This is a genomic window from Rhodanobacter geophilus (assembly GCF_040812275.1).
GTDB classification, from domain to species: Bacteria; Pseudomonadota; Gammaproteobacteria; order Xanthomonadales; family Rhodanobacteraceae; genus Rhodanobacter_A; species Rhodanobacter_A geophilus.
Genome location: NZ_JBFOHL010000005.1, coordinates 108,001 through 131,503 on the forward strand (window position 1 = coordinate 108,001; position 23,503 = coordinate 131,503).

Here is a 23,503-nt window from a genome sequence, read left to right on the forward strand (position 1 = left end):
GTCCCCGTGACTGGCCGATGGCACTGCTACTCTGACACGTCCATCATCGGCCTTGGTCAATACCTCGTTATCGCGATGCAAGACAGCCACGCCCGCGTCTACGCCGCGATCGCCGCGATCCCGCCCGGTCGCGTGGCGAGCTACGGTGCCATTGCCGCCCGCGCGGGCTTGCCGGGACGGGCGCGGCTGGTCGGCAGGCTGCTGGGCGAAGTGCCCGACGGCATGGAACTGCCCTGGTTCCGCGTGCTGCGCGCCTCGGGCGAGATCGCCCTGCCCAGGGGGAGTCGCGACTTCCGCGAACAGGTGCGGCGGCTGCGTGCCGAGGGAGTGGAGGTGAAGAACGGACGGGTGGCGCTGTCTGCGTTCGGGCTGGATGCGAACCTTGATCGGGCGTTGTGGGGGATGTAGGGGGAGTGAGGGGCGCCCCGGGTCGCTTGGCGCTTCTCGCCGAAGACATTTCGCTTGTCCAATTTTTACTTGCGCAAGCGCAAATGATCAAATCAAAGGCGTGGTCACCCATCTACGGATGGGCGGAATCGCATGGATCGCTTGCTCCAGCGCTATTGGGCGCGACCGCGCCGCTCACTTCTCCGCGCGGTCGAAGCGCCGGATGAAGTCGCGCACCTGCGGATAGACAATCTCGCGCCAGCGCCGGCCGCTGAAGATGCCGTAGTGGCCGGCGCCGTCGATCACCTTGTGCGCACGGCGTTTCGCCGGGATGCTGCTGCACAGGTCGTGGGCGGCCTGGGTCTGGCCGAGGCCGGAGATGTCGTCCAGCTCGCCTTCCACGGTGAACAGGGCGCTGGTCCTGATCGCCGACGGATTCACCCGCTCGCCGCGCACGTCCCACAGCCCGCGCGGCAGCAGGAACTGCTGGAACACGGTGGCGATGGTGTCGAGGTAGAACTCCGCCGGCAGGTCCAGCACGGCGTTGTATTCGTCGTAGAACTTGCGGTGCGACTCGGCGTCGTCGAGGTCGCCGCGCAGCAGGTTCTCGTAGAAGTCCCAGTGCGACTGCAGGTGGCGGCCGGGGTTCATCGCGATGAAGCCGGCGTGCTGCAGGAAGCCGGGGTACACCTCGCGGCCGCGGCCGGGATAGTTCGGCGGCACGGTGTGGATCACGTTGCCCTTGAACCAGGCCAGCGGCTGGGTGGTGGCGAGGTTGTTGACGCTGGTGGGGCTGCGTCGCGGGTCGATCGGTCCGCCCATCATGGTGAGGCTGCGCGGCGTGGCCTCGCCGCGCGCGGCCATCAGCGACACCGCCGCCAGCACCGGCACGGTGGGCTGGCATACCGAGATCACGTGCAAGGATTCCGCGCCGATGTGGCGGATGAAGCGCTCGATCAGCGCCACGTAGTCGTCCAGCCCGAACGGTCCGGCCTCGGCCGGCACCATGCGCGCGTCCACCCAGTCGGTGACGTAGACCTTGTGCTCGCGCAGCAGGGTGCGCACGGTGTCGCGCAGCAGGGTGGCGTGGTGGCCGGACAGCGGCGCCACCACCAGCACCACCGGGTCGTTCTTCATCGTCTCGACGGTGGCCTGGTCGTCGCTGAAACGCTTGAAGCGCTTGAGCTGGCAGAACGGCGTGTCCAGCGCCACCCGCTCGATCACCGCGATCTCGTGGCCGTGCGCCTCGACCTGATGGATGCCAAAGGCGGGCTTCTCGTAGTCCTTGCCGAGGCGGTGTATCAGCTCGTAACCGGCGGCCAGCCGCTGCGTGCCGGGCCACGCGGCGAATGGGTTGTTCGCATCGTTGAGCATCTGCGCGCTGGCGTCGGCGAAGTGGCTGAGCGGACCGAGGAAGGCGCGTTGCCATTCGTGGATCTGGTAGAGCATGGGATCGACCGGCGTTGGCGAAAACGCGCCATCTTAGCGCCGTTCGCGGTTTCTTGTGTTGCAACGCCGCAGGCGCGATCGCCAGGGCGATCAAGGGCTTGGCTTGCGCCGTGCGGCGTCGGCCGCCCTTGCGCCCTGGCGCAGCGTCCCGTGCACGCCCGCGTTGACGCCGCCCTGCGGCGCGCGTAGCGTCGCGCTCCGGCGTCGGGATTTCGCTGCGTGGCGCACCGGCAGGTGGCCCGCGGCTGCTTCGCACAGGGGGCGAGTCGGCATGGGCGCAACGGGTATCGATGCGCAGGCACGTCCGGAAGTCCGGGCGCAGCGCCGGGTCGCCCTGGAACGCCGGACTGCCGCGGACCTGCCGTATCCGGACTTCGTGCGCGACTACATCGCGCGCAATCGTCCGGTGGTGGTGGAGAACGCATTGCCGGCCTGCCCGGCGCGGCAGCAGTGGACGCCGGAGTATTTCCGCGAACGCTTCGGCGCGAAGCGCATCCAGGTCAGTCCCAGCGAGCAGATGACGTTCGCCGATTTCATCGACGCGGTGCTGGCCTCGCGCGAGGATGCCCCCGGCCCCTACATGTACCGCCTGTTCATCGGTCCGCACATGCCGGAGCTGCTGCCGGAGCTGGAGCCGCTGAATCCCTATGCGTTCCCGCGGCGGCTGGCCAGTCCGCTGATGCCGCGGCAGTGGCGACGGCCGGACGGCTATCTCAAGCTGCTGATCGGCGGCGTCGGCGGCCGCTTTCCGTTCCTGCACTACGACCTGGAGAACGCCCACGCGACGATCACCGAGATCCACGGCGACAAGGAGTTCATCCTGTACCCGCCGGCAGACGCCGCCTTCCTGTACCCCAGGCCGGACATGCCGAACCAGTCGGCGATCCCGGACGTGCGACAGGTCGATCTGGCGCGCTTCCCGCTGTATGAGCGCGCCACCCAGTACCACACCGTGCTGCACCCGGGCGACATGGTGTTCGTGCCCTCGCGCTGGTGGCACGGCGCGCGGACGCTGTCGCCGTCGGTCTCGATCTGCCAGAACGTGCTCGATGGCTCGAACTGGGGCGGCTACGTCGACGAGTTGTGTTCGCGCAAAAGCGGCCTGCCGGAAGCCAAGCGCCACGCCAAGCGGGCGTACCTGACGGCACTCGGCGGCGTGCTGTCGGTGCTCGAACGGTGGCCGCGCCGCGCCGCTGCGTCGGCCACGGGATCGGTCGGGCGCGCCGCGCGGCTGGCGCCGGTCAGCTACGCCGAGGCGGGCGATTCCACCACCTGGGCCGTCGCCGACTGGAAGGCGCGCTGAGCGCGACTCGTGCGCTCAGTCCATCCGGCGCAACTCGGTATCCGCGGCGAGGTCGTGCAAGGCGCGGCGGCGCGGATCGAACAGCGCCACGGCAAACCACAGCGCCCATGCGCCGGGCACCGTCCACAGCGTGGCGCGCAGGCCGATCGCCGGCTCCAGCGCGAGCAGCAGGAGCGGCGCGGCGGCGACCAGCACGCGGATCACGGCCTGCTGCAGGCTGATCGTGCCGCCATCGTCGCGGCTCACCCGGATGCGCCAGGGCCGCATGCCCACGGTCTGCCCGCCACGCCGCCACGAGGCCACGAAGTAGGCGGCCACCACCACGCCCTGCAGCACCTGGTACCACGGCGGGATCACGGCGTGCGTGCCAGTCTCGATCAGGTGTCCGCCGGTGGCGAGCTGGCACAGCAGGCCCACCACCATCACGATCGCCACCACGATCAGCAGGTCGTAGACCAGCGCGACCAGGCGGCGCCACAGCGGGCAGGGCAGGTTGGCGGTGACGGTCATCGCTTGCACTCGCGGCGCGCGATGTCCAGCATCGTGCGCATGAAGAAGGAAGAGACTCCCGCCAGTATCGCCGAAGCGGATGCCGCGAGCATCGACGCCTTCCTGGAGCGCGTGTGGTCGGAGGACGGCCTCGCCGACCGCACGCTGGAAGCCTATCGCCGCGATCTGGAAGCGCTGGCGCGCTGGCTGGCCGGGCGTGGCCGCTCGCTGCGCGACGCGCGGCGCGAGGACATCTCCGCCTACCACGGCATGCAGCACGCGGCAGTGCGCTCGATGGCGCGGCGGCAGTCGGCGTTCCGGCGCTACTACGGCTTCCGCGCCCGCGAGCAGGCGGGTTTCGAGGATCCCACCCTGCTGATCGAGCGGCCGCGCATGCCGCGCAGCCTGCCCAAGGCGCTGGCCGAGCGCGAGATCGAGGCGCTGCTGAATGCGCCGGACACGGACAGCACGCTGGGCCTGCGCGACCGCGCGATGCTGGAACTGATGTATGCGTCGGGCCTGCGCGTGTCCGAGCTGGTGGGGCTGCCGCTCGCCGCGCTCAACCCGCGCCAGGGCGTGCTGCGCGTCACCGGCAAGGGCGGCAAGGACCGGCTGGTGCCGGTGGGCGAGCTGGCGCTGGGCTGCATCGAGAGCTATCTCGCCGCTGCGCGTCCTGCGCTGGCGAAAGGCCGCCAGCCCGCGGCGCTGTTCCTCAGCAAGCGCGGCGAGGGCATGACGCGGCAGATGTTCTGGACCCTGGTGAAGCGTTATGCGCTCAAGGTCGGCATCCAGGCCACGCGCATCTCGCCGCACGTGCTGCGGCACTCTTTCGCCACCCACCTGCTCAACCACGGCGCCGACCTGCGCGCGCTGCAGATGCTGCTGGGCCACAGCGCGCTGAGCACCACCCAGATCTATACCCTGGTGGCGAAGGAAGGCCTGAAGCGGCTGCATGCGCAGCACCATCCACGCGGGTGAGATGCCGATTCACGACCGCCCCTGGCGGCTGTGCGAGAATCGGCAGGCGGCCGATTCCCCGCGGCCATCGAGGTGCAGGATGTTGAAGAAGCTGGTGCTGGCCGCGTGCGTCAGCGGATTCGCCCTGACCGCCTGCGCGGCCGACAACGCCGCGACGGCTGCCCCGGCGACGGGCGCGCCGGCATCCAGCCCCGTGCTCGGCGATGGCGTCGATGCGGCCGCGCTGAAGCTGGTGCAGCAGTCGCTGGCGAAGCTGGCGCCGGGCGTGGAAGTGGACGTGGTGAACCGCGCGCCGCTGCCGGGCTTCTACCAGGTGATCGCCTCGGGCCAGCTGGTCTACGTGAGCACCGACGGCAAGTACCTGCTGAACGGCGACCTGGTCGACCTGGGCGCGAAGAAGAGCCTCAACGACGCCGCCTGGGCGGTCTTCCGCAAGGCCGAGCTGGCCAAGGTGCCGGCTTCCGCGCGCATCGAGTTCGCGCCGCCGAACCCGAAGTACCGGGTCACCGTGTTCACCGACGTTTCCTGCCCGTACTGCAAGGTGCTGCACGAGCACATCGCCGAATTCAACAAGGAAGGCATCGCGGTGGACTACCTGGCGTGGCCGCGCGAGGGGGTGACCGATCTGCGCGGCCAGCCCACGCCGATCTACAAGGAAATGGTCTCGGTGTGGTGCGCCGCCGATCGCAAGGCCGCGTTCACCGCCGCGAAGGAAGACCATGCGCCCAAGCAGGCCAGCTGTTCCAACCCGGTGCGCTACGAGTACGAGCTGGGCCTGAAGCTGGGCGTCAACGGCACCCCGGCGATCTTCACTCCCGACGGCCGCCAGGTGGGCGGCTACCTCACGCCGGCGCAGCTGCTGCAGGCGCTGCAGAAGGACGGCTGAGCGGGCTGCGCCGGGCGCCTCGCCGGCAGGTCCATGGCTTCCAGGGGGCCATGCCGTGCTGCAGCATCGGCCGGGTGCATCGGCTAGAATAGGCGCTCCCATTGCTTGGCGCCGTTCCCCGCATGATCGCACTCGACGGGCAGAACGCCCTTTCGGCCTTCCGCCTCGAACGCCTCAACGCCCGCCTGGACGCCTTGCATCGCGGTACCCGCGTGCAGGCCGCCTGGTTCGTGTATTTCCTCGATGCCGCCGCCGCGCCGGAGGGCGCGCTGCGCCAGCGCCTGCTGGAGGTGCTGGAGGCGAAGGACGCCGCGCCGGCGCCGGCCACGCTGTGGGTGGTGCCGCGGCTGGGCACGATCTCGCCGTGGTCGAGCAAGGCCACCGACATCCTGCATGGTGCCGGCTTCGAGCTGCACCGGGTGGAGCGCGGCACGGCGTGGCATCTCACCGGGCTGCCCGCGTCGGGCACCCCTTCCCACGAAGCCGTGCTGGCCCAGTTGCACGACGCGATGACGCAGTCGGTGCTGGCCTCGCTGGACGAGGCGCAGGGCCTGTTCCTTGGCGGCCGGCCGGGCGACCTGGTGCACATTGCGCTGGGCAATGACGCCCGCGCCGCGCTCGCCAAGGCCAATGCCGAGCTGGGCCTGGCGCTGGCCGGGGACGAGATCGACTACCTCGCCGAGCGTTACGCGGAACTGGGTCGCGACCCCACCGACGCCGAGCTTTTCATGTTCGCCCAGGCGAACTCCGAGCACTGCCGCCACAAGGTGTTCAACGCGAGCTGGACGGTGGACGGCGAGGAACAGGACAAGAGCCTGTTCGCGATGATCAAGCACACCCATCAGCACTCGCCCGCGCACACGCTGTCCGCCTACCACGACAATGCGGCGGTGATCGAGGGCAGTACCGGCAAGCGCTTTTTCACCAATGAACGCGGCGTGTGGCGCAGTCACGAAGAGCAGATCGACTACGCGATCAAGGTGGAGACGCACAACCATCCCACCGCGATCGCACCCTGGCCCGGCGCGGCCACCGGCGCCGGCGGCGAGATCCGCGACGAGGGCGCCACCGGCCGCGGCGCCAAGCCCAAGGCCGGGCTGACCGGCTTCTCGGTGTCCGACCTGCGCATCCCCGGCCATCCGCAGCCGTGGGAGGTGGAGCGCCCGCTGCCGCCGCGCATGGCCAGCGCGTTCGAGATCATGCGCGACGGCCCGCTGGGCGCCGCCGCGTTCAACAACGAATTCGGCCGGCCATGCCTGGGCGGCTATTTCCGCAGCTACGAGCACGAGACCGGCGAAGCCGGCCTGCGCCGCGGCTACGACAAGCCGATCATGCTGGCCGGCGGCCTCGCCAACATCCGCCACGGCCACGTGCAGAAGCGCGCGGTGCAGCCCGGCCACGCGGTGATCGTGCTGGGCGGCCCGGCGATGCTGATTGGCCTTGGCGGTGGCGCGGCGTCCTCGATGGCATCCGGCGCATCGAGCGCGGAGCTGGATTTCGCCTCGGTGCAGCGTGACAACGCCGAGATGGAGCGCCGCTGCCAGCAGGTGATCGACGCCTGCTGGGCGCGCGGCGAGGCCAATCCCATCGTCAGCATCCACGACGTGGGCGCGGGCGGCCTCTCCAACGCGATTCCGGAAATCCTCAACGACGCCGACGTGGGCGGCGAGATCGACCTCTCCAAGGTGCCTTGCGACGATCCCTCGCTGTCGCCGATGCAGGTGTGGAGCAACGAGTCGCAGGAGCGCTACGTGCTCGCCATCGCGCAGGAAAACCTGGCGGAGTTCGAGGCGTACTGCGCGCGCGAACGCTGCCCGTATGCCGTGGTCGGCACCGCCACCGCCGAGCGCGTGCTGCGCGTCAGCGACCCGCGCCGCAACCTCGTGGTGATCGACCTGCCGATGGACGTGCTGTTCGGCAAGCCGCCGCGCATGCATCGCGATGCGAAGCGCCTCAAGCCGCGCGTGGACCTGGTGCCCGACCTCACCGGCATCGGCATGGACGAGGCGCTGCTGCGCGTGCTGCGCCTGCCCACCGTGGGCAGCAAGAGCTTCCTGATCCACATCGGCGACCGCACCGTGGGCGGCCTCAACCACCGCGACCCGATGGTGGGCCCGTGGCAGGTGCCGGTGGCCGACTGCGCGGTGATGATGGCCGACTTCGACGGCTACCGCGGCGAGGCGATGGCGATGGCCGAGCGCGCCCCGGTGGCGCTGCTTTCCAGCGCCGATGCCGCGCGGCTGGCGGTGGGCGAGGCGATCACCAATCTCGCCGCCGCACCCATCGCTTCGCTGGGCGAGATCCGCCTCTCCGCGAACTGGATGGCCGCGGTGAACCACCCCGGCGAGGACGCCGCGCTGTTCGACGCGGTGAAGGCCGTGGGCATGGAACTGTGCCCACAGCTGGAGATCTCCATCCCGGTCGGCAAGGACTCGCTCTCCATGCAGACCGTGTGGAAGGACGGCGACACCCCGCAGCGCACGGTGGCGCCGGTGTCGCTGGTGATCACCGGCTTCGCGCGCGTGGACGACGTGCGCCGCACGCTCACCCCGCAGCTCAGGCTCGATCGCGGCGACACCGACCTGTGGCTGCTCGACCTCGGCGCCGGTCGCGACCGCCTCGGTTCCTCCGCGCTGACCCAGGTGTTCAACCGCAGCGGCGGCGTGCCGCCGGACCTGGATGATGCGAAGCGCCTCAAGGCGCTGTTCGGGCTGGTGCAGGAGGCGAACCGCAGCGGCCTGCTGCTGGCCTACCACGACCGATCCGACGGCGGCGCCATCGTCACCCTGCTGGAGATGGCCTTCGCCGGCCACTGCGGCCTGGAGATCCAGCTCGACGGCTGGGCCGATGCCGCACTGCGCGCGCTGTTCAACGAGGAGCTGGGCGCGGTGCTGCAGGTGGCGGCGGCGAACCGCGAGGCCTTCGAGGCGCTGCTGGTGAAGCATGGCCTCGCCAGCATGAGCCACCGCATCGGCCGGCCCAAGGAAAAGCTCGGCATCAAGCTGTACTCCGGTGGCGAGACGCTGTTCAAGTGGAACTGGAGCACGCTGTACCGCGCCTGGAACGAGACCAGCCATGCGATGCAGCAGTTGCGCGACAACCCGGCCAGCGCCGACGCCGAGCTGGCGTGGCGGCTGGACGACGCCGATCCGGGCCTTTCGCCCAGGCTCACGTTCGACCCCGCCGAGAACATCGCCGCGCCGCTGATCCACGCCGCGATCGCCGGTGGCGCGAAGCCGCGCGTGGCGATCCTGCGCGAGCAGGGCGTCAACGGCCAAGCGGAGATGGCCGCCGCGTTCGCGCGCGCCGGCTTCGAGGCAGTGGACGTGCACATGTCCGACCTCGCCAGCGGGCGCGTCAAGCTCGCCGACTTCCGCGGCTTCGCCGCCTGCGGCGGCTTCTCCTACGGCGACGTGCTCGGTGCCGGCCGTGGCTGGGCCACCTCGATCCTGTACAACGACTACCTGCGCGCCGAGTTCACCGCGTTCTTCGCCGATCCCTCGAAGTTCGCGCTGGGCGTGTGCAACGGCTGCCAGATGATGAGCCAGCTCAAGGACATCATCCCCGGCGCGCAGCACTGGCCGAAGTTCCTGCGCAACACCTCGGAACAGTACGAGGCGCGGGTGGCCACGCTGGAAGTGCTCGATTCGCCCAGCCTGTTCTTCAAGGGCATGGCCGGCTCGCGCATCCCGGTGGCGGTGGCGCACGGCGAGGGACGCGTGCATTTCCCGAACACCTGCAGCCCGTCCAAGGCGCAGGCGGCGCTGCGTTTCGTGGACAACCGCGGCAAGCCCACCGAGCACTTCCCGCTCAACCCGAACGGTTCGCCCGGCGGCCTCACCGGCTTCACCGCCGCCGACGGCCGCGTGACCATCCTGATGCCGCATCCGGAACGCGTGTTCCGCAGCGTGCAGATGAGCTGGTCGCCGGAGGCCTGGGGCGAGGATTCGCCCTGGATGCGCATGTTCCGCAACGCGCGGGTGTGGTGCGGCTGAGCGCACCGGCATCGTGGCGCCGGTGGCGGAACTGGCTGCCGGCGTTCGCATGGTTGCTGCTGCTGGCCATCCTGCCGTGGTGGCTGGACCTGCCGCTGCTGGTGGCCTGCGTGCCGGCGCTGCTGTGGCGCGGCGGACCGTTGCAGGCGCAGGCGTGGCTGTTGCGGCGGGCGCTGCGCTGGGGCCTGCCGGGCCTGTTGCTGGCGATACTGCGCGTATTCGGCGCCGATGCGCTGGCCTGGCTGCTGACCCTGCTTGCCGCGCTCGCCGGCTTCTCGCTGCTGGTGTTGCTGGAGAACTGGCTGGATCGCGGTCGGCGGCGCGAACCGTCGCCTTCGGCCGCGGACGAATGGCCCGAACTGGCGATGGCGCCGATCGGGCCGGCCGCCACGATCATCGAATTGCAGCCGCCGCGGTGGCGGCCGCTGGAGGGCGGCCTCGTCGATCCGCTGGGTGGCGAATTGCACGGGTGCGATGAGGCCGTGCTGCTGGCCGACGGCAGCCGGCTGTACGGCGTGGAACCGTGTTGCGATTTCGCCGGGGACGGCCGCTGGCTGGTGTTTCCCGTGGCGAAGCATCGCGGCGTGCTGCTGCTCGATCGCCGGCATGACCGCCGCCACCGCCTGCGTGGCTGGCAGCTGGCCGGCTGGCACGAAGGCCAGCCGTGGCTCAGCCGTGACGAGGAGCGCATGCCGCTGGCGATCTCCCACGTGCTGGGGCGCGACGAGGATGATTGAGCCGCCATCTTCCCGCTTTGTCGACCCGCGCCGCGCGCGCATGTCTCACGCCTCCTGCCGCATACTTGCACCGTGAACACGCCTCTCGTCCCCTCGCCGTCGCCGCTCAGCGTGATCGTGGTGTCCGCCGACAGCGGCCAGGGCCTGCGCGATTGCGTGCGCCGGGTGCTGGCCTGCACCACGCCGCTGGAGCTGCTGCTGATCGACAACGCCTCGGCCGACGGCGTGCCGCAGGCGCTGGCGCGCGCGCATGAACACGAGCCGCGTTTCCGCCTGATCCAGAACCACGCCAACCTCGGTTTCGGCCCGGCGGTGAACCGCGCGGCACAGGAGGCGCGCGGCCAGCTGCTGCTGGTGCTCAATCCCGACTGCCTGCTGGACCAGGCCAGCCTCGACCGCCTGCTCGCCGTGTTCGACAGCGAGCAGCAGGTCGGCCTGCTCGGCGCCGTGGTCTGCGACGCGCAGGGCAGCCCCGACCCGGCTTCGTACCGGCGCGATCCGCTGCTGCGCCGCGCGCTGGCCAGCCTGTTCGGCGGCCGGGGCGAGCGCGTCGAGGTCGGCGGCGAGGTGCCGGATCACCTGGTCGAGGCCGAGGCGGTGTCTGGCGCGCTGATGCTGCTGCCGCGCCACCTGTTCGAGCGGCTGGGCGGCTTCGACGAGGGCTATTTCCTGCATTGCGAGGACCTGGACCTGTGCCGCCGCGTGCGCGACGCCGGCTGGCGCGTGCTGCTGGCCGGCGACGTGCGCGTACTGCACGGCAAGGGCGGTTCCAGCCGGCATCGCCCGGTGTTCGTGAGCCGACACAAGCATCGCGGCATGTGGCGCTGGTTCCGCAAGTTCGATCCGGAGGCGCGCCGGCCGCTGGTGGCGGCCACGGTGTGGCTGGGCATCTGGGCGCACTTCCTCGCGCAGATCCCCGGTCAGTTGCTGCGCAAGACAAGGAGTGAGTGAAGAGGCGTGGGAAAATGGGGAGAGCGAAGCCCGCCGCATCGAGCTTTTCTCCCGCTTGCCGTCATTCACCCCTCGCATGACCACACGCACCACGACCCTCCCCACCCTGGGCCTGCTGGCGATGACCGCCGTATGGGGCTCCACGTTCTTCATGATCAAGGACGTGGTGGCGCGCATGCCGGTGGCGGACTTCCTCGCCGTGCGCTTCGCCATCGCCGCGCTGGCGATGCTGGCGCTGTTCCCGCGCCATGTCTGGCGGCTGGGCCGCGCGGGCATCGCGCGCGGGCTCGCGCTGGGCGTGGTCTACGGCATCGGGCAGCTGCTGCAGACCCGTGGCCTGCAGCTGATCGCGCCCAGCGTCAGCGGATTCGCCACCGGCATGTACGTGGTGTTCACGCCGATCCTGGCGACGCTGCTGCTGCGCCAGCGCATGCCCGGGGTGGTGTGGCTCGCGGTAGGCCTGTCCACCGCCGGCCTCGCGCTGCTCTCGCTCAATGGCGTGTCGGTGGACGCGGGTGTGTGGCTGACGCTGGCTTCGGCGGTGCTGTACGCGTTGCACATCGTGCTGCTGGGACAGTGGTCGCGCCACGGCGAGGCATTCGGCCTGTCGGCGCTGCAGATGGTCGCCATCGCCCTGGTCTGCCTGGTCGCCACGCTGCCGCACGGCGGCCCGGTGGCGCCGCCGGATCGTGCCGCCTGGCTGGCCGTGCTTTACATGGCGCTGATCGCCGGCGCCGGCGCGATGCTGATGCAGACCTGGGCGCAGGCGCACCTGCCGGCCACGCGCGCCGCGATCGTGATGACCACCGAGCCGGTGTTCGCCGCCGCGTTCGCGGTGGTGCTGGGCAGCGACCTGCTGACCTGGCGCATGCTCGCCGGTGGCGTGCTGGTGCTGGGGGCGATGTACCTGGTGGAGCTGGCGCCGCGACGCAAGCCCATCGACGCGTTGCCGGCCGAGGCAGTGCATCACGAGGTGTGAAGCTTGCGCCTCACCCGCTTGCGGGAGAGGTTGCCCGGAAGGGCTGGAGAGGGGCTTTTGGCTTTCTTGCCTTGCGAGCGACAGAGCGGTTTCGGGCGCGCTTCGGGCGCCCGAAACCGCTCTGAAACTTGTGGCAGACGACCGAAGTTGCTTTGTCGCTTGCGCAGGCGGCACGCAAGCCGGATCAGCCGAGCGCATCACGGCGCCCCGCGCCCAATCCTCAGTGAGTCCGGGCGTGCGCCGCCATCCTGCGCGCCTCGCGGGTCTGCAGTGCCACGCGCACCAGGTACACCACGATCGCCACGTTGCCGGCCAACGCAGCCAGCTTCAGCCAGCCGAAACGATGCAGGGTCTCGTACAGCTCGATCGGGATCAGCGAGGCGGTGGCGATCACCGTGAACCATTCCGCCCAGTACCTGCCCAGCAACAGGCCCACGCCCTCGATGCCGAACAGCACGGCATAGCCCAGCGCCACCAGGCCCACCGCCACGAAGCGGCTGGGGCCGAAATCCTGCAGCATCGCCACCATCCGCCAGCGCAGGCCGTTGCTGTCGGACAACGACAGATGCTCCAGCCAGTGCACCAGCCGCTCGAAATTCTGCTGGTGGTCTAGGTGGAACGCCGCCACGGCGACCAGCAGCAGGCACACGGTCTTGATGATCTCGTACGTCGCGATCACGCGCAGGCCGGCGCGGTGCGGCGACACCCGCGGCGCGGGGCGCGCGACCGGCTCTGCGGCTGCGATGTTCTCGATCTCGGACATGGGATGTTCTGCCAATCGGTCGCGCCATTGTTCCTGCTGCGGCAGGAATGGCCAGTGCGCAAAGACATGGGGGCTGCCCGGAAAATCCCCAAGCTGCAGGGAAGCGGGGAAAAGCGCGCGGCCACGCCGGTGGGAGCCGGCGCGGCCACGGCAAGGGCCGGGGGATCAGCAGCAGCGCCCTCCGCCGCCCTTGTAGCGGGCTTCCTGGCGTTCGCGGAAGAACTCGGCGTAGCTGGGCACCTTGCGCTCGGGGTGGTGCTCGCGCAGGTGCCTCACGTAGACCTCGTAGTCCGGCACGCCGCAGCACAGGCGGGCGGTCTGCACCGCCCGTTTCCGCAAGGTCTGCAGTCGCGCGTGGAGGTCCATGGCGTCAGTGTGCCACGTCCGCCAGCGCCACGTAGGGCTCCTCGTTGGCGGTGGGGTGGTTGGTGCGCCAGGCCTTCACGAGGGCATTCAAGCAGAACAGGGTCATCACCACCACCAGCGCCATGAAGATCGCGGTCATCACCATGTCCACGCGGTTGTTGGTGATGATCTGCTGCATCGCCGCGGTGGTCTTGGCCGGCGCCAGCAGCTGGCCGTTCGCCAGCGCGGCGGCGTACTTGTCGGCGGCCGCGGTGAAGCTGATCGGCCCGCTGAGTTTTTCCCAGCCCGCGGCCAGCGTGCACACGATCAGCCAGATCGCGGGGATGCCCGGCACCCACACGTAGCGCTCGCGCTTGAGCTTCACCACCACCACCGTGGCCAGCATCAGCGCGATCGCCGCCAGCATCTGGTTGGCGATGCCGAACAGCGGCCACAGCGTATTGATGCCGCCCAGCGGATCGACCGCGCCCTGGTACAGGAAGTAGCCCCACAGCGCCACGCAGACCGCGGTGGCGAGCAGGTTGCCGGCCCAGGACTCGGTGGCCTGCAGCGGCTGGTGGATGAGACCGGCGATCTCCTGGATCATGAAGCGGCCCACGCGCGTGCCGGCGTCCACCGTGGTGAGGATGAACAGCGCCTCGAACAGGATCGCGTAGTGGTACCAGAACGCCATCATGCCTTCGCCGGGCAGGATGTTGTGCAGCAGCTGGGCCATGCCCACCGCCAGCGTGGGCGCGCCGCCGGCGCGGCTGAGGATGCTCTGTTCACCCACATCCTTCGCCGTGCGGATCAGCTCGTCGGGCGTCACCACGAAGCCCCACTGGCTGATCGTCTGCGCCGCGTGCTCCACCGTGGTGCCGATGATCGCGCCCGGCGCATTCATCGCGAAATACACGCCGGGATGCAGCGAGACCGCCGCGACCATCGCCATGATCGCCACGAAGGCCTCCATCAGCATGCCGCCGTAGCCGACCAGGCGCGCCTGGCCCTCGTTCGCCAGCAGCTTGGGCGTGGTGCCCGAGGCGATGATCGAATGCCAGCCCGACACCGCGCCGCAGGCGATGGTGATGAACAGGAAGGGGAACAGGTTGCCGGCGAACACCGGGCCGGTGCCGTCGATGAACTTCGTCACCGCCGGCATCTGCAGCATCGGCGCGGCGAGGAAGATCGCCAGCGCCAGCAGCGCGATGGTGCCGATCTTGAGGAAGGTGCTGAGGTAGTCGCGCGGCGCCAGCAGCAGCCACACCGGCAGCACCGAGGCGCAGAAGCCGTAGCCGATCAGCCACCAGGCCAGCGCCTTGGCGTCGAGGTCGAAGACCGGCCCCAGCACCGCCGAATCGGCCACGAACCGGCCGGCCCAGATCGACAGCAGCAACAGCACCAGGCCGATGATCGACACTTCCAGGATGCGGCCCGGGCGGAACCAGCGCAGGTAGACGCCCATCAGCAGCGCGATCGGGATGGTGGCGGCCACCGTGAAGGTGCCCCACGGGCTGTGCGTGAGCGCCTTCACCACCACCAGCGCCAGCACCGCCAGCACGATCATCATCAGCACCAGCACGCCGATCATCGCCACGATGCCGGGCAGCGGCCCCAGTTCCTCGCGCAGCATGTGGCCCAGCGAGCGGCCGTCGCGGCGCAGCGAGAGCGCGAGTATCATGAAATCCTGCACCGCGCCGGCGAACACCACGCCGAACAGGATCCACATCGTGCCGGGCAGGTAACCCATCTGCGCCGCCAGCACCGGGCCGACCAGCGGGCCCGCGCCCGCGATCGCGGCGAAGTGGTGGCCGAACACCACCCACTTGTCGGTGGGCACGTAGTCCAGGCCGTCGTTGCGCAGCACCGAGGGCGGTGCGCGGCTGGGGTCCAGCTGCAACACGTAGTGCTCGATGAACTTGCCGTAGAAGCGGTAGCCGATCACGAACACCGCGATCGCCGCGGCGACCAGCCAGATCGCATTGATCGGCTCGCCGCGGCGCAACGCCACCACGCCGAGGCACCAGGCGCCCACGATGGCGATGGCGACCCAGAGGATCTTCGCCGCCGGGCCGGGTTTGACGGTTGTGCTGTGCATGCAGGGAACTCCCCTGTGGAACTCCCGGCAAGGGTCTCGCCGGGCGTGGTGGGGGTCAATGCCGCGCGGCTTAGCCATTGGTCGAATGCCGGTGCGTTCATGCGCGGGCACGCCAGCGTCATGTCGGTGCCGCTAAAGTGGCCAGCCACGTCACCCAGCCGAGGTTGCGATGATCCGCGAGATCCTGAAGATGGGCGACCCGCGCCTGCTGCGCGTGGCGCCGCCGGTGCCCGACGCGATGCTCGGCAGCGCGGAACTGGATGCCCTGATCGCCGACATGTTCGACACCATGCAGGATGCCGGCGGCGTGGGCCTCGCCGCGCCGCAGATCGGCGTGGACCTGCAGCTGGTGATCTTCGGCTTCGAGCACTCCGAGCGCTACCCGGACGCGCCCGAGGTGCCGCGCACCATCCTGCTCAATCCCGTCATCACGCCGCTGTCGCAGGACATGGAGGAAGGCTGGGAAGGCTGCCTCTCCGTGCCCGGGCTGCGCGGCGCGGTGAACCGCTACTCGCTGATCCGCTACCAGGGCACCGACCCCAGGGGAGCCGCGATCGACCGCCGCGCCGAGGGCTTCCATGCCCGCGTGGTGCAGCACGAATGCGACCACCTGATCGGCCGGCTCTATCCCTCGCGCATCACCGACTTCAGCAAGTTCGGCTACACCGAGGTGCTGTTTCCAGGCATGGACGTGGCGGACGAGTAGCCGCGGTCACGACGTGCAGGCGGCAACCCCCGGCGAGGGCACGCGGCGGCGCAGGCCGCTGACCAGCGCGGCCAGTCCGAAGCCCAGTGCCGCGAGGCAGGTGCCGTCCCAGCCGGCGCGGGCCCAGGCCAGGCCGGCCAGCGCCGAGCCGACCGCGCCACCCACGAAGAACACGCCGGTATACAGGCCGTTGATGCGGCCGCGCGCTTCCGGCCGCAGCAGGTTGATCTCGCGTCGGCCCAGGGTGAGGTCGCCGATGGTGCCCGCATCGAGCAGGATCGCCGCAACCACCAGCGTCGCCAGTGCGAGCGTCGGCGACGCGAACAGCCCTGCCTCGCCGCCCAGCCAGGCCAGCAGCGCCGCCAGCACCACGCAGGCATGCGCCGCGAGCGTGGCGGCGCGGGCCTTGCCGGCGTCACCCAGCCGTCCGGCCAGCGGCGCGCTGATCGCGCCGCTCACCCCGGCCAGCGCGAACAGCGCGATGCCGTTCGCGTGCAGCCCGAACGGCGCCGCCGCCAGGCGCAGCGCCACCATGCCCCAGAACGCGCTGAACGCGCCGAAGCACAGCGCCACCGACAGCGCGCGTTCGCGCAGCAGCGGTTCCGCGCGCCACAGCGCGGCCAGCGAGGACAGCAAGGCCGGGTACGCCATGCGCTGCCGCGGCGGCAGGCTGGGCATCGAACGCGCCAGTGCGAGCGACAGCAGCACGATGGATGCCGCCAGCACGGCGTAGCTGGCGCGCCAGCCCAGGTAGCCGGCGATCACGCTGGCCAGCGGACGCGACAGCATGATGCCCAGCATCATGCCGCTGGTGATGTTGCCGATCACGCGGCCTCGTTGCGCCTCTGCCGTCATCGCCGCCGCCAGCGGTATCAGCATCTGGATCGCCGTGGCGCTGAAGCCTGCCAGCAGGCTGGCGGCGAGGAAGGCCGGCGCCGGTACCGGCAGCGCGGCGACCAGCAGGGTCAGCGCGTTGATCGCCAGCGTGGCCAGCACCAGCCGGCGGTTCTCCACCAGATCGCACAACGGCACCAGCAGGAACAGGCCGAGCGCATAGCCGAGCAGCGCCAGCGTGGCGACCAGGCTCACCACGGCGGCGGGCAGGCCCAGTGAACGGGCAATCACGCCCACCAGCGGCTGCGCCACATACAGGCTCTGCACGATCACGCCGGTGGCCAGCGCGAACAGCAGCACCGGGGCCCGCGCAGTGCGCACTTCCGTCGGCAGCGGCGCGTTCACCGCACGGCTTCCTGGTAGGCGGCGAGCAGGGCCGCGTCGTCGAACGAGCCATGGTGATGGACCTGCCGCCACGCGCCGTCGATGCGGCGGAACAGCCGGCTGGTGCGGATCGCCGGTTCCAGCCGCAGGCCCTCGCGTTCCAGCGCGCCGCGCTCGCGGCCCACCGCCCAGAACACGTCGCCGGCCTCGTGCAAGGTGTAGTCGTGGAACGCCACGCGCACCCGCGCCTTGCCTTCGAAGATGCGCTGGTACACCGCGCGGATCGCCGGCCAGCCGCGCGCGATGCCGCCCAGCGGATTGCTCATCGCCGCATCGGCACCATCGTGCCAGATGCGCGCCATGGCCTCGATGTCGCGGCCGTTGAAGGCGCGATAGAACGCGCTCAGCGCGGCCAGGGGCGAGGCGCGGTCGAGCCTCGTTTCGTTGCCGTCGATGGCGGCGGGAAGCAGGGTGGACATGGGATGCCTCCGGGTGGGGAACGGGGAGGCGGCCATTCTTCGCCCGGAAACGGTTAGGGAGAATGGGCGTTAGCATGGACTGACTATCACGTAAAACGGGAGAATGTCGTGGCCAGCCTGGACGACTACCGCGTCTTCGTCGCCATCGTGGAGCAGGGCAACCTCAGCGCGGCCGCGCGCCATCTGCATCGTTCGCTGCAGGCGGTGAGCCGTTCGCTGCAGGCGCTGGAGCGCGAGCTGGGGGTGGAGCTGATCCAGCGCACGACGCGCCGCGCGCAACCCACCGCGGCGGGGCTGGCCTTCCATGCGCGCATCCGCACGGCACTGGCGGACATCGACCTCGCCCGCTCCGAACTGGCCGAGCACGGCGCGCGCATCGATGGTGCGCTGCGCATCGGCGGCTCCACCCAGTTCAGCGCGCCCTACCTGGTGCCGCTGATCGCCGCCTTCATGGAGCGTTATCCCGACGTGACCGTGGAACTGGTGGTGGCCGACCAGCATGTCGACCTGCAGCGCGAGAAGCTGGATGTCACCGTGCGGCTGGGCGAGCTGGCGCCCAGCCGGCTGCATGCGCGCCAGCTCGGTACCTTGCGCATGCTCACCGTGGGCGCGCCGGGTTACTTCGCGCGGCATGGCCGACCCCGCACGCCGGCCGAGCTGGGCCGGCACGAGTGCATCCTGCGCCAGGGCAGCGGCGCTAGGCAGCGTTGGGACTATGCCCGCGGCAATCGCCGCCAATCGGTGGAAGTGCGCGGCCGCTTCCGCGCGGACAACGCCGCCGCCTGCAATGCCGCCGCCGCGGCCGGCCTGGGCATTGCGGTGGTCGCGCTGTGGCAGGTGCGTCCGCTGCTCGACCAGGGACGGCTGGAAACCGTGCTGGACGACTGGCAACTGCCCGGCCTGCCGCTGCACGTCGTGTGGCCGCCCGGCAAACAACTGCCCGCCCGCACGCGCGCCTTCATCGACTTCGCGGCGGCGCGCTGGACGGCCGAGCCGCCGGGTTGAGGCGGCCCCGGCCGTCTTGCCCGCCGGCCGCCTTGCCGCCACCATCGCCGCTCGACACGACGAGACAGGGTGCATGCGCGAAGCGGTGCCGGAAATGAAGGCCGCGGGTTCCCGCAACCCAGGTATCGATGCGCTGCGTGGCCTGGCGATCGTGCTGGTGGTGTTCAACCATCTCGGGATACGCATTCCGCTGGAGCAGAGCGCGCTGGCCGACGTGCTGCCGACCTGGCTGCTGAACCGGTTGAACTGGAACGGCTACGAGGCCGTATACGTGTTCTTCGTGATCTCCGGCTTCCTGATCGCGGGCAACACGTTGCGCCGCTGGGGCAGCCTCGCGGCGATCGATGCGCGCGCGTTCTACGCGCGGCGCTTTGCGCGCATCGTGCCCTGCCTGCTGGCCTTGCTGGTCGTGCTCGGCGCGCTGCACCTGTCCGGCGTGCAGGATTACGTGATCCATCGCGCCGGCCAGTCGTTGCCGGGTGCGCTGCTGTCGGCGCTGGGCCTGCACCTGAACGGGTACGAGGGGCGCACCGGTTACCTGCCCGGTTCGTGGGACGTGCTGTGGTCGCTTTCCATCGAGGAGGCGTTCTACCTCGGTTTCCCGCTGGCCTGCCTGCTGCTGCGCCGGCGTGCCTTGCTGGTGCCGCCGCTGGTGCTGCTCGCGCTGTCCCTGCCGTGGGCGCGCGCCGCGCTGCACGGCAACGAGATCTGGCTGGAGAAGGCCTACCTGCCGGGCATGGCGGCGATCGCCACCGGCGTGCTCGGCGCGCTGCTGGCCGATGCCTGCCGGCCGCCACGGCGCACCGCCGCCATGCTGGGCTGGCTGGGCGCGCTGGGCCTGGGCGCGGTGCTGCTGGACGGCGGCGCGCTGTGGCACTGGCTGCGCGACGGCTACATGCTGGTGCTCACGCTGTCCGCCCTGTGCCTGCTGCTGTGCTGCCGTTGGCGTGCCGAACTCGGCGAGGTGCCGCCGCGGCGCGGCCTCGGCTGGCTGCGTGCCTGGGGGCGCATGAGCTACGAGATCTACCTCACCCACATGTTCGTGGTGTTCGCGGTGGTGCGCGCGTACCGCGCCTGGGACGGCGACCCGGCGCGCGGCTGGCTGTGGTACCTGCCGGCGCTGGGGTTGTGCTGGCTGCTGGGCCTCGCGGTGGAGCGCTGGCTGTCGGTGCCGAGCGGGCGTTGGTTGCAAGCCCGGTTGATGGGCGCCGGATCGTGCGGACGCGCGCGGGTGCAAGCGGGCTAGGAATGCCCTGCTCAAAATCCACGCAGGCGGCCCTTCTGGACACCATGCCGCCTGCGTGGATTTGATCGGAACATCCCCGGGCAGCCGCGCAGGCCGTGCGAAAAGGCGGCCGCGGCTGAACGCAGCATGGCTGCATCGTCTCAAGAACGGGCCATTCCCGCCGATAGTGCGGCCATGACATCGCATGAATTTCATCCTTGTGCGGGTACGGTCGCGGATGCCTGCGAAGGTACGCGCATGCCCGCGCGTGCCGGACACCCCGCAAGCCCGGTGTCCGGCCAGGAAGTCCCGCGCACATGAGCCATTACAGCAAGCCGCCATCCGGCAACATCGTGGACTGGAGTCATCCCGACCTCCAGCTGTTGCTCAGCAAGACCGAAGGCTGGAGCCTGGACAACCGCGGCGTGCATGCGCCCCTGGCCTGCGAGCTGCACATCGGCTGGGGCGCCGGCGTGGGCCGTGCCGCGACCCTGGTCTACCAGCGCGAAGGGGTGATGGTGGTCGAGACGCGCTTCGCCATCCCCAAGGGCGAGCACGTGCGCGTGGATCGCATCCAGGCCGGCGCGGCACGCTCGAGCTGGGGCATCGTGGTGGATGGGCGCGAGGGCGTTCGCGCCGAGGATCGCGCCAACGGCGTCCATGTGCATTGGGTGCACATGCGCTGAGGGGCGCATCGGCTGATCTGGATCAGGGGCCGGTGCACCGGCGCCTTGCATCATGGTGTGCCGGCATTCCCCGCAAGGCGCCCCGATGCAGTTCGAACTCTCCACCTGTCACCACGATGCCGCCGCCATGACCGGCGCGTTGCGCGCGCTCGATGTCCATGCCTCGGTCGTGCTGGAGGCCGCGCACGGCCGGCTGGAAGTGCGCGCCAACGCCACGGCGGCGCAGGTGCTGGACAGGCTGCACGAGCTGGGATGCGCGGCGCGGCTGCTGGAGCAGCCGGTGCATGTCAGCGGCGGCAGTACCTGCTGCGGGCAGTGCGGCTGATCGCGGCGCTCGAGGCAACGTCATTCCGGCAAGCGGCTTGCGACAGCCGGGGGCCGCCTGCATGGCCACGGAGTTGCCGGATTCCGGCCTTTGCCGGGATGACGAGCCGCGCCAGGCTGCCTGGGACTCCAAGGCGCCCTGCACCGCCGGACGGTGCGGCGGCAGCTCGCCCGGTCGCCGCGCAGCGTGCGCCGGCGAGCCCGACTGCCAGCATGCGCACGTGCGTCTGCGGGCCGATGTTTGCCGGTCAGGCCGTCATTGCTGATCCTGCGGGTTCCCGCGCGTGGCGTGCATGCGCTGGATGCGCGCGATGCTGCCCCCATCGTACGTCACCACGTAGGTGGACCCTTCGTGCGCCTGCTGCCTGACCCGGACAGGATCGCTACGCATGGCCTTCTGCAGCGCCTCCTGGTGGAACGCCGCCAGATCGCCGTTGGGAATCAGCGTCAGCGGTGGACTGATCTGCTGGAAGCTGGTGAAGTGACTGCCGCACTCGGTGGTGTCGTTGCTGAACTTGAACCAGCCCTGGCCGCAGCTCTGGCCCGATACCTCCGGAAGGCGCTTCAGCCAGATGAAATACTTGTTCTCGTGCGTGATCCGCACGCGGTTGTAGCGTGCATCGTCGCCACCGATGTTGTCCGCGGTCCAGAAGCGCACGATGCTGGCTTCATGGCAGTCGGCCGACGCGCACTCCTGCAGCACCAGGTATTCGTTGTCCTGCAGGGATATCGGCTCGATGCTGAGGATGTCGCCCTTCACCAGTGCCTGCGCGGGAAATACCACCGACGGCATGCGCGGATCGACCTTGAAGTCCCCGGAAATCAGGTAACCGCCACGCTGCGACGAGAACGATGGCGCGGTGACCTTCACGGCGGGCAGCTCGGTTTGCGCCGAAGCGGCGAAACCCGCCAATGCAAGCCAGCCGGACAACGCGATACCCGTGGTCTTCATGGAGACTCCGATGACGCCCCGTCGCCGGCCGGCCCGGTGATCAGGCCGGCGCGCCGCGCAGCGCCCGCCCGTAAGTGTGCACCTCGTCCACCAGCACGCGCACGTGTCCGGGATCGACTTCCGGCGTGATGCCGTGGCCGAGGTTGAACACGTGGCCGGGGTGCGGGCCGTAGCTGTCGAGCACGGCGCGCGCCTCGCGGCGGATCACCTCGGGGCCGGCGCGCAGGATCGCGGGGTCGAGGTTGCCCTGCAGCGCCACCTTGCCGCCCACGGCACGGCGCGCGTCGGCCAGGTCGACCGTCCAGTCCACGCCCAGCGCGGCGCAGCCTGAATCCGCCATCTCGGCGAGATGCGCGTTGGCCCCCTTGGAGAACAGGATCACCGGCAGCTCGCGCGCATGCGCGTCGTTCTTCAGCGCGGCGACGATCTGCGCCATGTAGCGCAGCGAGAATTCGCGGAACGGCGCGGGGCCGAGCAGGCCGCCCCAGGTGTCGAAGACCATCAGCGCCTGCGCGCCGGCCGCGGCCTGCGCCGCGAGGTAGGCGGACACGCTGCACGCCAGCACGTCGAGCAGTTGATGGGCCAGCGCAGGTTCGTTCCAGCACATCGCCTTCAGCGTGGCGAAGTCGCGCGAGCCGCTGCCTTCCACCATGTAGCAGGCCAGCGTCCACGGACTGCCGGCGAAGCCGATCAGCGGCACGCGGCCGGCCAGCTCGCGGCGGATCAGCCGCACCGCGTCCATCACGTAGCGCAGTTCGCCGTCCATGTCGGGCACGGCCAGCCGCGCGATGTCGGTGGCGCTGCGCAGCGGGTGCGCGAACTGCGGGCCTTCGCCCTGCGCGAAGGAGAGACCGAGGCCCATCGCGTCGGGGATGGTGAGGATGTCGGAGAACAGGATCGCCGCGTCAAGATCGAAGCGCTGCAGCGGCTGCAGCGTCACCTCGCAGGCGAACTCGGGGTTCTGCGCCAGGCCCATGAAGCTGCCGGCGCGCTCGCGCGTGGCGCGGTATTCGGGCAGGTAGCGGCCGGCCTGGCGCATCACCCAGACCGGCGTGGTGTCGACGGGCTCGCGCCGCAACGCGCGCAGGAAACGGTCGTTCTTCAGCGGTGGATTCATCTCATCGTCCGTAAGGGCCTTCCAGGCCCTGGGCGAACATCACGCGGTAGCCGCGCTTGAGCTGGGCGTCGCGCGCCTTCTCGAACGCGCTGATCGCGGCTTCGCGTTCCAGGAACTGCTCGCGCCTGAGCGTGGCCTTGCCGCCCTGCTGGCCCGTCTCGCGGTACAGCGTCCAGCCGCCGAGCAGATCCTGCTCCAGCACGATCTGGACGTAGCGGGGCGCCTCGGTGCTGCCGGGCAGGTTTTGCAGGTAGAGGCGCATGGGGCGAGGCGTTGGGCGTGAGCCGGGAGCCACAGTTTACAGGTGGGCAAGCGCTTTGTCGGAGCGCGCGAAAGCGGGAAGCAGCTGAAAGGGACGAGTCGACAGAGCAGGCATGGCGACGGTGCGTCCCGCGCCTCTCTCGCTGCCCACGGCCGCCCGTCGCGCACAG

At 70.2% G+C, this 23,503-nt stretch carries 23 protein-coding genes; 13 read left to right on the plus strand and 10 right to left on the minus strand.

All coding sequences use genetic code 11. The features are described from left to right. Window positions 1-75: 75 nt before the first annotated feature. Entirely contained in the window at window positions 76-408 is a 333-nt protein-coding gene (locus ABQJ56_RS07130; RefSeq protein WP_367844307.1) for an MGMT family protein, read from the plus strand. Between the two features lie 174 nt (window positions 409-582). Here ABQJ56_RS07130 and ABQJ56_RS07135 read toward each other — a convergent pair whose 3' ends face one another. Beyond that, window positions 583-1,836 (minus strand): polyhydroxyalkanoate depolymerase, encoded by a 1,254-nt coding sequence (locus tag ABQJ56_RS07135; RefSeq protein ID WP_367844308.1) that lies wholly within the window; start codon window positions 1,834-1,836, stop codon window positions 583-585. Between the two features lie 271 nt (window positions 1,837-2,107). Between ABQJ56_RS07135 and ABQJ56_RS07140 the strand changes: the two genes are divergently transcribed. Beyond that, on the plus strand, window positions 2,108-3,139 hold the full coding sequence (locus ABQJ56_RS07140) for a cupin-like domain-containing protein (RefSeq protein ID WP_367844309.1): 1,032 nt from the start codon (window positions 2,108-2,110) through the stop codon (window positions 3,137-3,139). Between the two features lie 15 nt (window positions 3,140-3,154). On the opposite strand, the gene ABQJ56_RS07145 is transcribed toward ABQJ56_RS07140, so the two are convergent. Further along, on the minus strand, window positions 3,155-3,649 hold the full coding sequence (locus ABQJ56_RS07145) for an RDD family protein (protein WP_367844310.1): 495 nt from the start codon (window positions 3,647-3,649) through the stop codon (window positions 3,155-3,157). A gap of 39 nt (window positions 3,650-3,688) precedes the next feature. Here ABQJ56_RS07145 and xerD point away from each other — a divergent pair, with 39 nt between their 5' ends. The 6 genes from xerD to ABQJ56_RS07175 all read left to right on the plus strand — a co-directional run bounded on the left by xerD (window position 3,689) and on the right by ABQJ56_RS07175 (window position 12,154). After that, the gene (gene xerD / locus ABQJ56_RS07150; protein ID WP_367844311.1) at window positions 3,689-4,606 is read left to right on the plus strand and encodes a site-specific tyrosine recombinase XerD; all 918 of its coding nucleotides are present in this window, start codon (window positions 3,689-3,691) and stop codon (window positions 4,604-4,606) included. A 79-nt stretch (window positions 4,607-4,685) separates the two neighbouring features. Next, on the plus strand, window positions 4,686-5,492 hold the full coding sequence (locus ABQJ56_RS07155; protein WP_367844312.1) for a DsbC family protein: 807 nt from the start codon (window positions 4,686-4,688) through the stop codon (window positions 5,490-5,492). 122 nt (window positions 5,493-5,614) lie between these two features. Then, a complete protein-coding gene (gene purL / locus ABQJ56_RS07160) occupies window positions 5,615-9,487 on the plus strand; it encodes a phosphoribosylformylglycinamidine synthase (RefSeq protein ID WP_367844313.1) in 3,873 nt (1,290 codons plus the stop codon). Between the two features lie 53 nt (window positions 9,488-9,540). Next, window positions 9,541-10,224, plus strand: a complete 684-nt coding sequence (locus ABQJ56_RS07165) for a hypothetical protein (protein WP_367844314.1) — start codon at window positions 9,541-9,543, stop codon at window positions 10,222-10,224. Between the two features lie 72 nt (window positions 10,225-10,296). Next, window positions 10,297-11,175 (plus strand): glycosyltransferase family 2 protein, encoded by an 879-nt coding sequence (locus ABQJ56_RS07170; protein WP_367844315.1) that lies wholly within the window; start codon window positions 10,297-10,299, stop codon window positions 11,173-11,175. A 76-nt stretch (window positions 11,176-11,251) separates the two neighbouring features. Then, the gene (locus ABQJ56_RS07175; RefSeq protein ID WP_367844316.1) at window positions 11,252-12,154 is read left to right on the plus strand and encodes a DMT family transporter; all 903 of its coding nucleotides are present in this window, start codon (window positions 11,252-11,254) and stop codon (window positions 12,152-12,154) included. Window positions 12,155-12,374: 220 nt separating this feature from the next. Here the strand turns inward: ABQJ56_RS07175 and ABQJ56_RS07180 are convergent, their stop codons facing one another. The 3 genes from ABQJ56_RS07180 to ABQJ56_RS07190 form a co-directional block, all read right to left on the minus strand. Beyond that, window positions 12,375-12,917, minus strand: coding sequence for a DUF2127 domain-containing protein (locus tag ABQJ56_RS07180; RefSeq protein WP_367844317.1), 543 nt, complete (start codon window positions 12,915-12,917; stop codon window positions 12,375-12,377). A 165-nt stretch (window positions 12,918-13,082) separates the two neighbouring features. Further along, a complete protein-coding gene (locus ABQJ56_RS07185) occupies window positions 13,083-13,283 on the minus strand; it encodes a YbdD/YjiX family protein (protein ID WP_367844318.1) in 201 nt (66 codons plus the stop codon). A 4-nt stretch (window positions 13,284-13,287) separates the two neighbouring features. Then, window positions 13,288-15,360, minus strand: coding sequence for a carbon starvation CstA family protein (locus tag ABQJ56_RS07190; RefSeq protein WP_367844319.1), 2,073 nt, complete (start codon window positions 15,358-15,360; stop codon window positions 13,288-13,290). Window positions 15,361-15,529: 169 nt separating this feature from the next. Here ABQJ56_RS07190 and def point away from each other — a divergent pair, with 169 nt between their 5' ends. Beyond that, a complete protein-coding gene (def, locus tag ABQJ56_RS07195; protein ID WP_367844320.1) occupies window positions 15,530-16,066 on the plus strand; it encodes a peptide deformylase in 537 nt (178 codons plus the stop codon). Between the two features lie 6 nt (window positions 16,067-16,072). Here def and ABQJ56_RS07200 read toward each other — a convergent pair whose 3' ends face one another. After that, window positions 16,073-17,305: an MFS transporter gene (locus ABQJ56_RS07200; protein ID WP_367844322.1), complete on the minus strand. Its 1,233-nt coding sequence runs from the start codon at window positions 17,303-17,305 to the stop codon at window positions 16,073-16,075. Then, the gene (locus ABQJ56_RS07205) at window positions 17,302-17,763 is read right to left on the minus strand and encodes a YybH family protein (RefSeq protein WP_367844323.1); all 462 of its coding nucleotides are present in this window, start codon (window positions 17,761-17,763) and stop codon (window positions 17,302-17,304) included. Before ABQJ56_RS07205 ends, ABQJ56_RS07200 begins: the two co-directional genes overlap by 4 nt. A gap of 108 nt (window positions 17,764-17,871) precedes the next feature. On the opposite strand from ABQJ56_RS07205, the gene ABQJ56_RS07210 reads away from it, so the two are divergent. The 4 genes from ABQJ56_RS07210 to ABQJ56_RS07225 all read left to right on the plus strand — a co-directional run bounded on the left by ABQJ56_RS07210 (window position 17,872) and on the right by ABQJ56_RS07225 (window position 21,004). Beyond that, complete coding sequence (locus tag ABQJ56_RS07210; protein ID WP_367844324.1) at window positions 17,872-18,768, plus strand: LysR family transcriptional regulator; 897 nt, start codon at window positions 17,872-17,874, stop codon at window positions 18,766-18,768. Between the two features lie 73 nt (window positions 18,769-18,841). Continuing rightward, a complete protein-coding gene (locus tag ABQJ56_RS07215) occupies window positions 18,842-20,014 on the plus strand; it encodes an acyltransferase family protein (protein WP_367844325.1) in 1,173 nt (390 codons plus the stop codon). A gap of 296 nt (window positions 20,015-20,310) precedes the next feature. Then, the gene (locus ABQJ56_RS07220; RefSeq protein ID WP_367844326.1) at window positions 20,311-20,679 is read left to right on the plus strand and encodes a hypothetical protein; all 369 of its coding nucleotides are present in this window, start codon (window positions 20,311-20,313) and stop codon (window positions 20,677-20,679) included. Between the two features lie 85 nt (window positions 20,680-20,764). After that, entirely contained in the window at window positions 20,765-21,004 is a 240-nt protein-coding gene (locus ABQJ56_RS07225) for a hypothetical protein (protein WP_367844327.1), read from the plus strand. A 255-nt stretch (window positions 21,005-21,259) separates the two neighbouring features. Here ABQJ56_RS07225 and ABQJ56_RS07230 read toward each other — a convergent pair whose 3' ends face one another. The 3 genes from ABQJ56_RS07230 to ABQJ56_RS07240 are packed head-to-tail and all read right to left on the minus strand — an operon-like array spanning window position 21,260 to window position 23,334. Next, the gene (locus ABQJ56_RS07230) at window positions 21,260-21,955 is read right to left on the minus strand and encodes a hypothetical protein (protein WP_367844328.1); all 696 of its coding nucleotides are present in this window, start codon (window positions 21,953-21,955) and stop codon (window positions 21,260-21,262) included. 40 nt (window positions 21,956-21,995) lie between these two features. Further along, a complete protein-coding gene (hemE, locus tag ABQJ56_RS07235; RefSeq protein WP_367844329.1) occupies window positions 21,996-23,072 on the minus strand; it encodes a uroporphyrinogen decarboxylase in 1,077 nt (358 codons plus the stop codon). Window position 23,073: 1 nt separating this feature from the next. Beyond that, window positions 23,074-23,334, minus strand: a complete 261-nt coding sequence (locus ABQJ56_RS07240; protein ID WP_367844330.1) for a WGR domain-containing protein — start codon at window positions 23,332-23,334, stop codon at window positions 23,074-23,076. Between the last annotated feature and the right edge of the window lie 169 nt (window positions 23,335-23,503).

What these genes read in the sequence shown, in the direction of transcription:
- ABQJ56_RS07130 (WP_367844307.1), top strand. Translation starts at nt 76, where the DNA reads ATGCAAGACAGCCACGCCCGCGTCTACGCCGCGATCGCCGCGATCCCG.
- ABQJ56_RS07135 (WP_367844308.1), bottom strand. Translation starts at nt 1,836, where the DNA reads ATGCTCTACCAGATCCACGAATGGCAACGCGCCTTCCTCGGTCCGCTC.
- ABQJ56_RS07140 (WP_367844309.1), top strand. Translation starts at nt 2,108, where the DNA reads ATGGGCGCAACGGGTATCGATGCGCAGGCACGTCCGGAAGTCCGGGCG.
- ABQJ56_RS07145 (WP_367844310.1), bottom strand. Translation starts at nt 3,649, where the DNA reads ATGACCGTCACCGCCAACCTGCCCTGCCCGCTGTGGCGCCGCCTGGTC.
- xerD (WP_367844311.1), top strand. Translation starts at nt 3,689, where the DNA reads ATGAAGAAGGAAGAGACTCCCGCCAGTATCGCCGAAGCGGATGCCGCG.
- ABQJ56_RS07155 (WP_367844312.1), top strand. Translation starts at nt 4,686, where the DNA reads ATGTTGAAGAAGCTGGTGCTGGCCGCGTGCGTCAGCGGATTCGCCCTG.
- purL (WP_367844313.1), top strand. Translation starts at nt 5,615, where the DNA reads ATGATCGCACTCGACGGGCAGAACGCCCTTTCGGCCTTCCGCCTCGAA.
- ABQJ56_RS07175 (WP_367844316.1), top strand. Translation starts at nt 11,252, where the DNA reads ATGACCACACGCACCACGACCCTCCCCACCCTGGGCCTGCTGGCGATG.
- ABQJ56_RS07180 (WP_367844317.1), bottom strand. Translation starts at nt 12,917, where the DNA reads ATGTCCGAGATCGAGAACATCGCAGCCGCAGAGCCGGTCGCGCGCCCC.
- ABQJ56_RS07185 (WP_367844318.1), bottom strand. Translation starts at nt 13,283, where the DNA reads ATGGACCTCCACGCGCGACTGCAGACCTTGCGGAAACGGGCGGTGCAG.
- ABQJ56_RS07190 (WP_367844319.1), bottom strand. Translation starts at nt 15,360, where the DNA reads ATGCACAGCACAACCGTCAAACCCGGCCCGGCGGCGAAGATCCTCTGG.
- def (WP_367844320.1), top strand. Translation starts at nt 15,530, where the DNA reads ATGATCCGCGAGATCCTGAAGATGGGCGACCCGCGCCTGCTGCGCGTG.
- ABQJ56_RS07205 (WP_367844323.1), bottom strand. Translation starts at nt 17,763, where the DNA reads ATGTCCACCCTGCTTCCCGCCGCCATCGACGGCAACGAAACGAGGCTC.
- ABQJ56_RS07215 (WP_367844325.1), top strand. Translation starts at nt 18,842, where the DNA reads ATGCGCGAAGCGGTGCCGGAAATGAAGGCCGCGGGTTCCCGCAACCCA.
- ABQJ56_RS07220 (WP_367844326.1), top strand. Translation starts at nt 20,311, where the DNA reads ATGAGCCATTACAGCAAGCCGCCATCCGGCAACATCGTGGACTGGAGT.
- ABQJ56_RS07225 (WP_367844327.1), top strand. Translation starts at nt 20,765, where the DNA reads ATGCAGTTCGAACTCTCCACCTGTCACCACGATGCCGCCGCCATGACC.
- ABQJ56_RS07230 (WP_367844328.1), bottom strand. Translation starts at nt 21,955, where the DNA reads ATGAAGACCACGGGTATCGCGTTGTCCGGCTGGCTTGCATTGGCGGGT.
- hemE (WP_367844329.1), bottom strand. Translation starts at nt 23,072, where the DNA reads ATGAATCCACCGCTGAAGAACGACCGTTTCCTGCGCGCGTTGCGGCGC.
- ABQJ56_RS07240 (WP_367844330.1), bottom strand. Translation starts at nt 23,334, where the DNA reads ATGCGCCTCTACCTGCAAAACCTGCCCGGCAGCACCGAGGCGCCCCGC.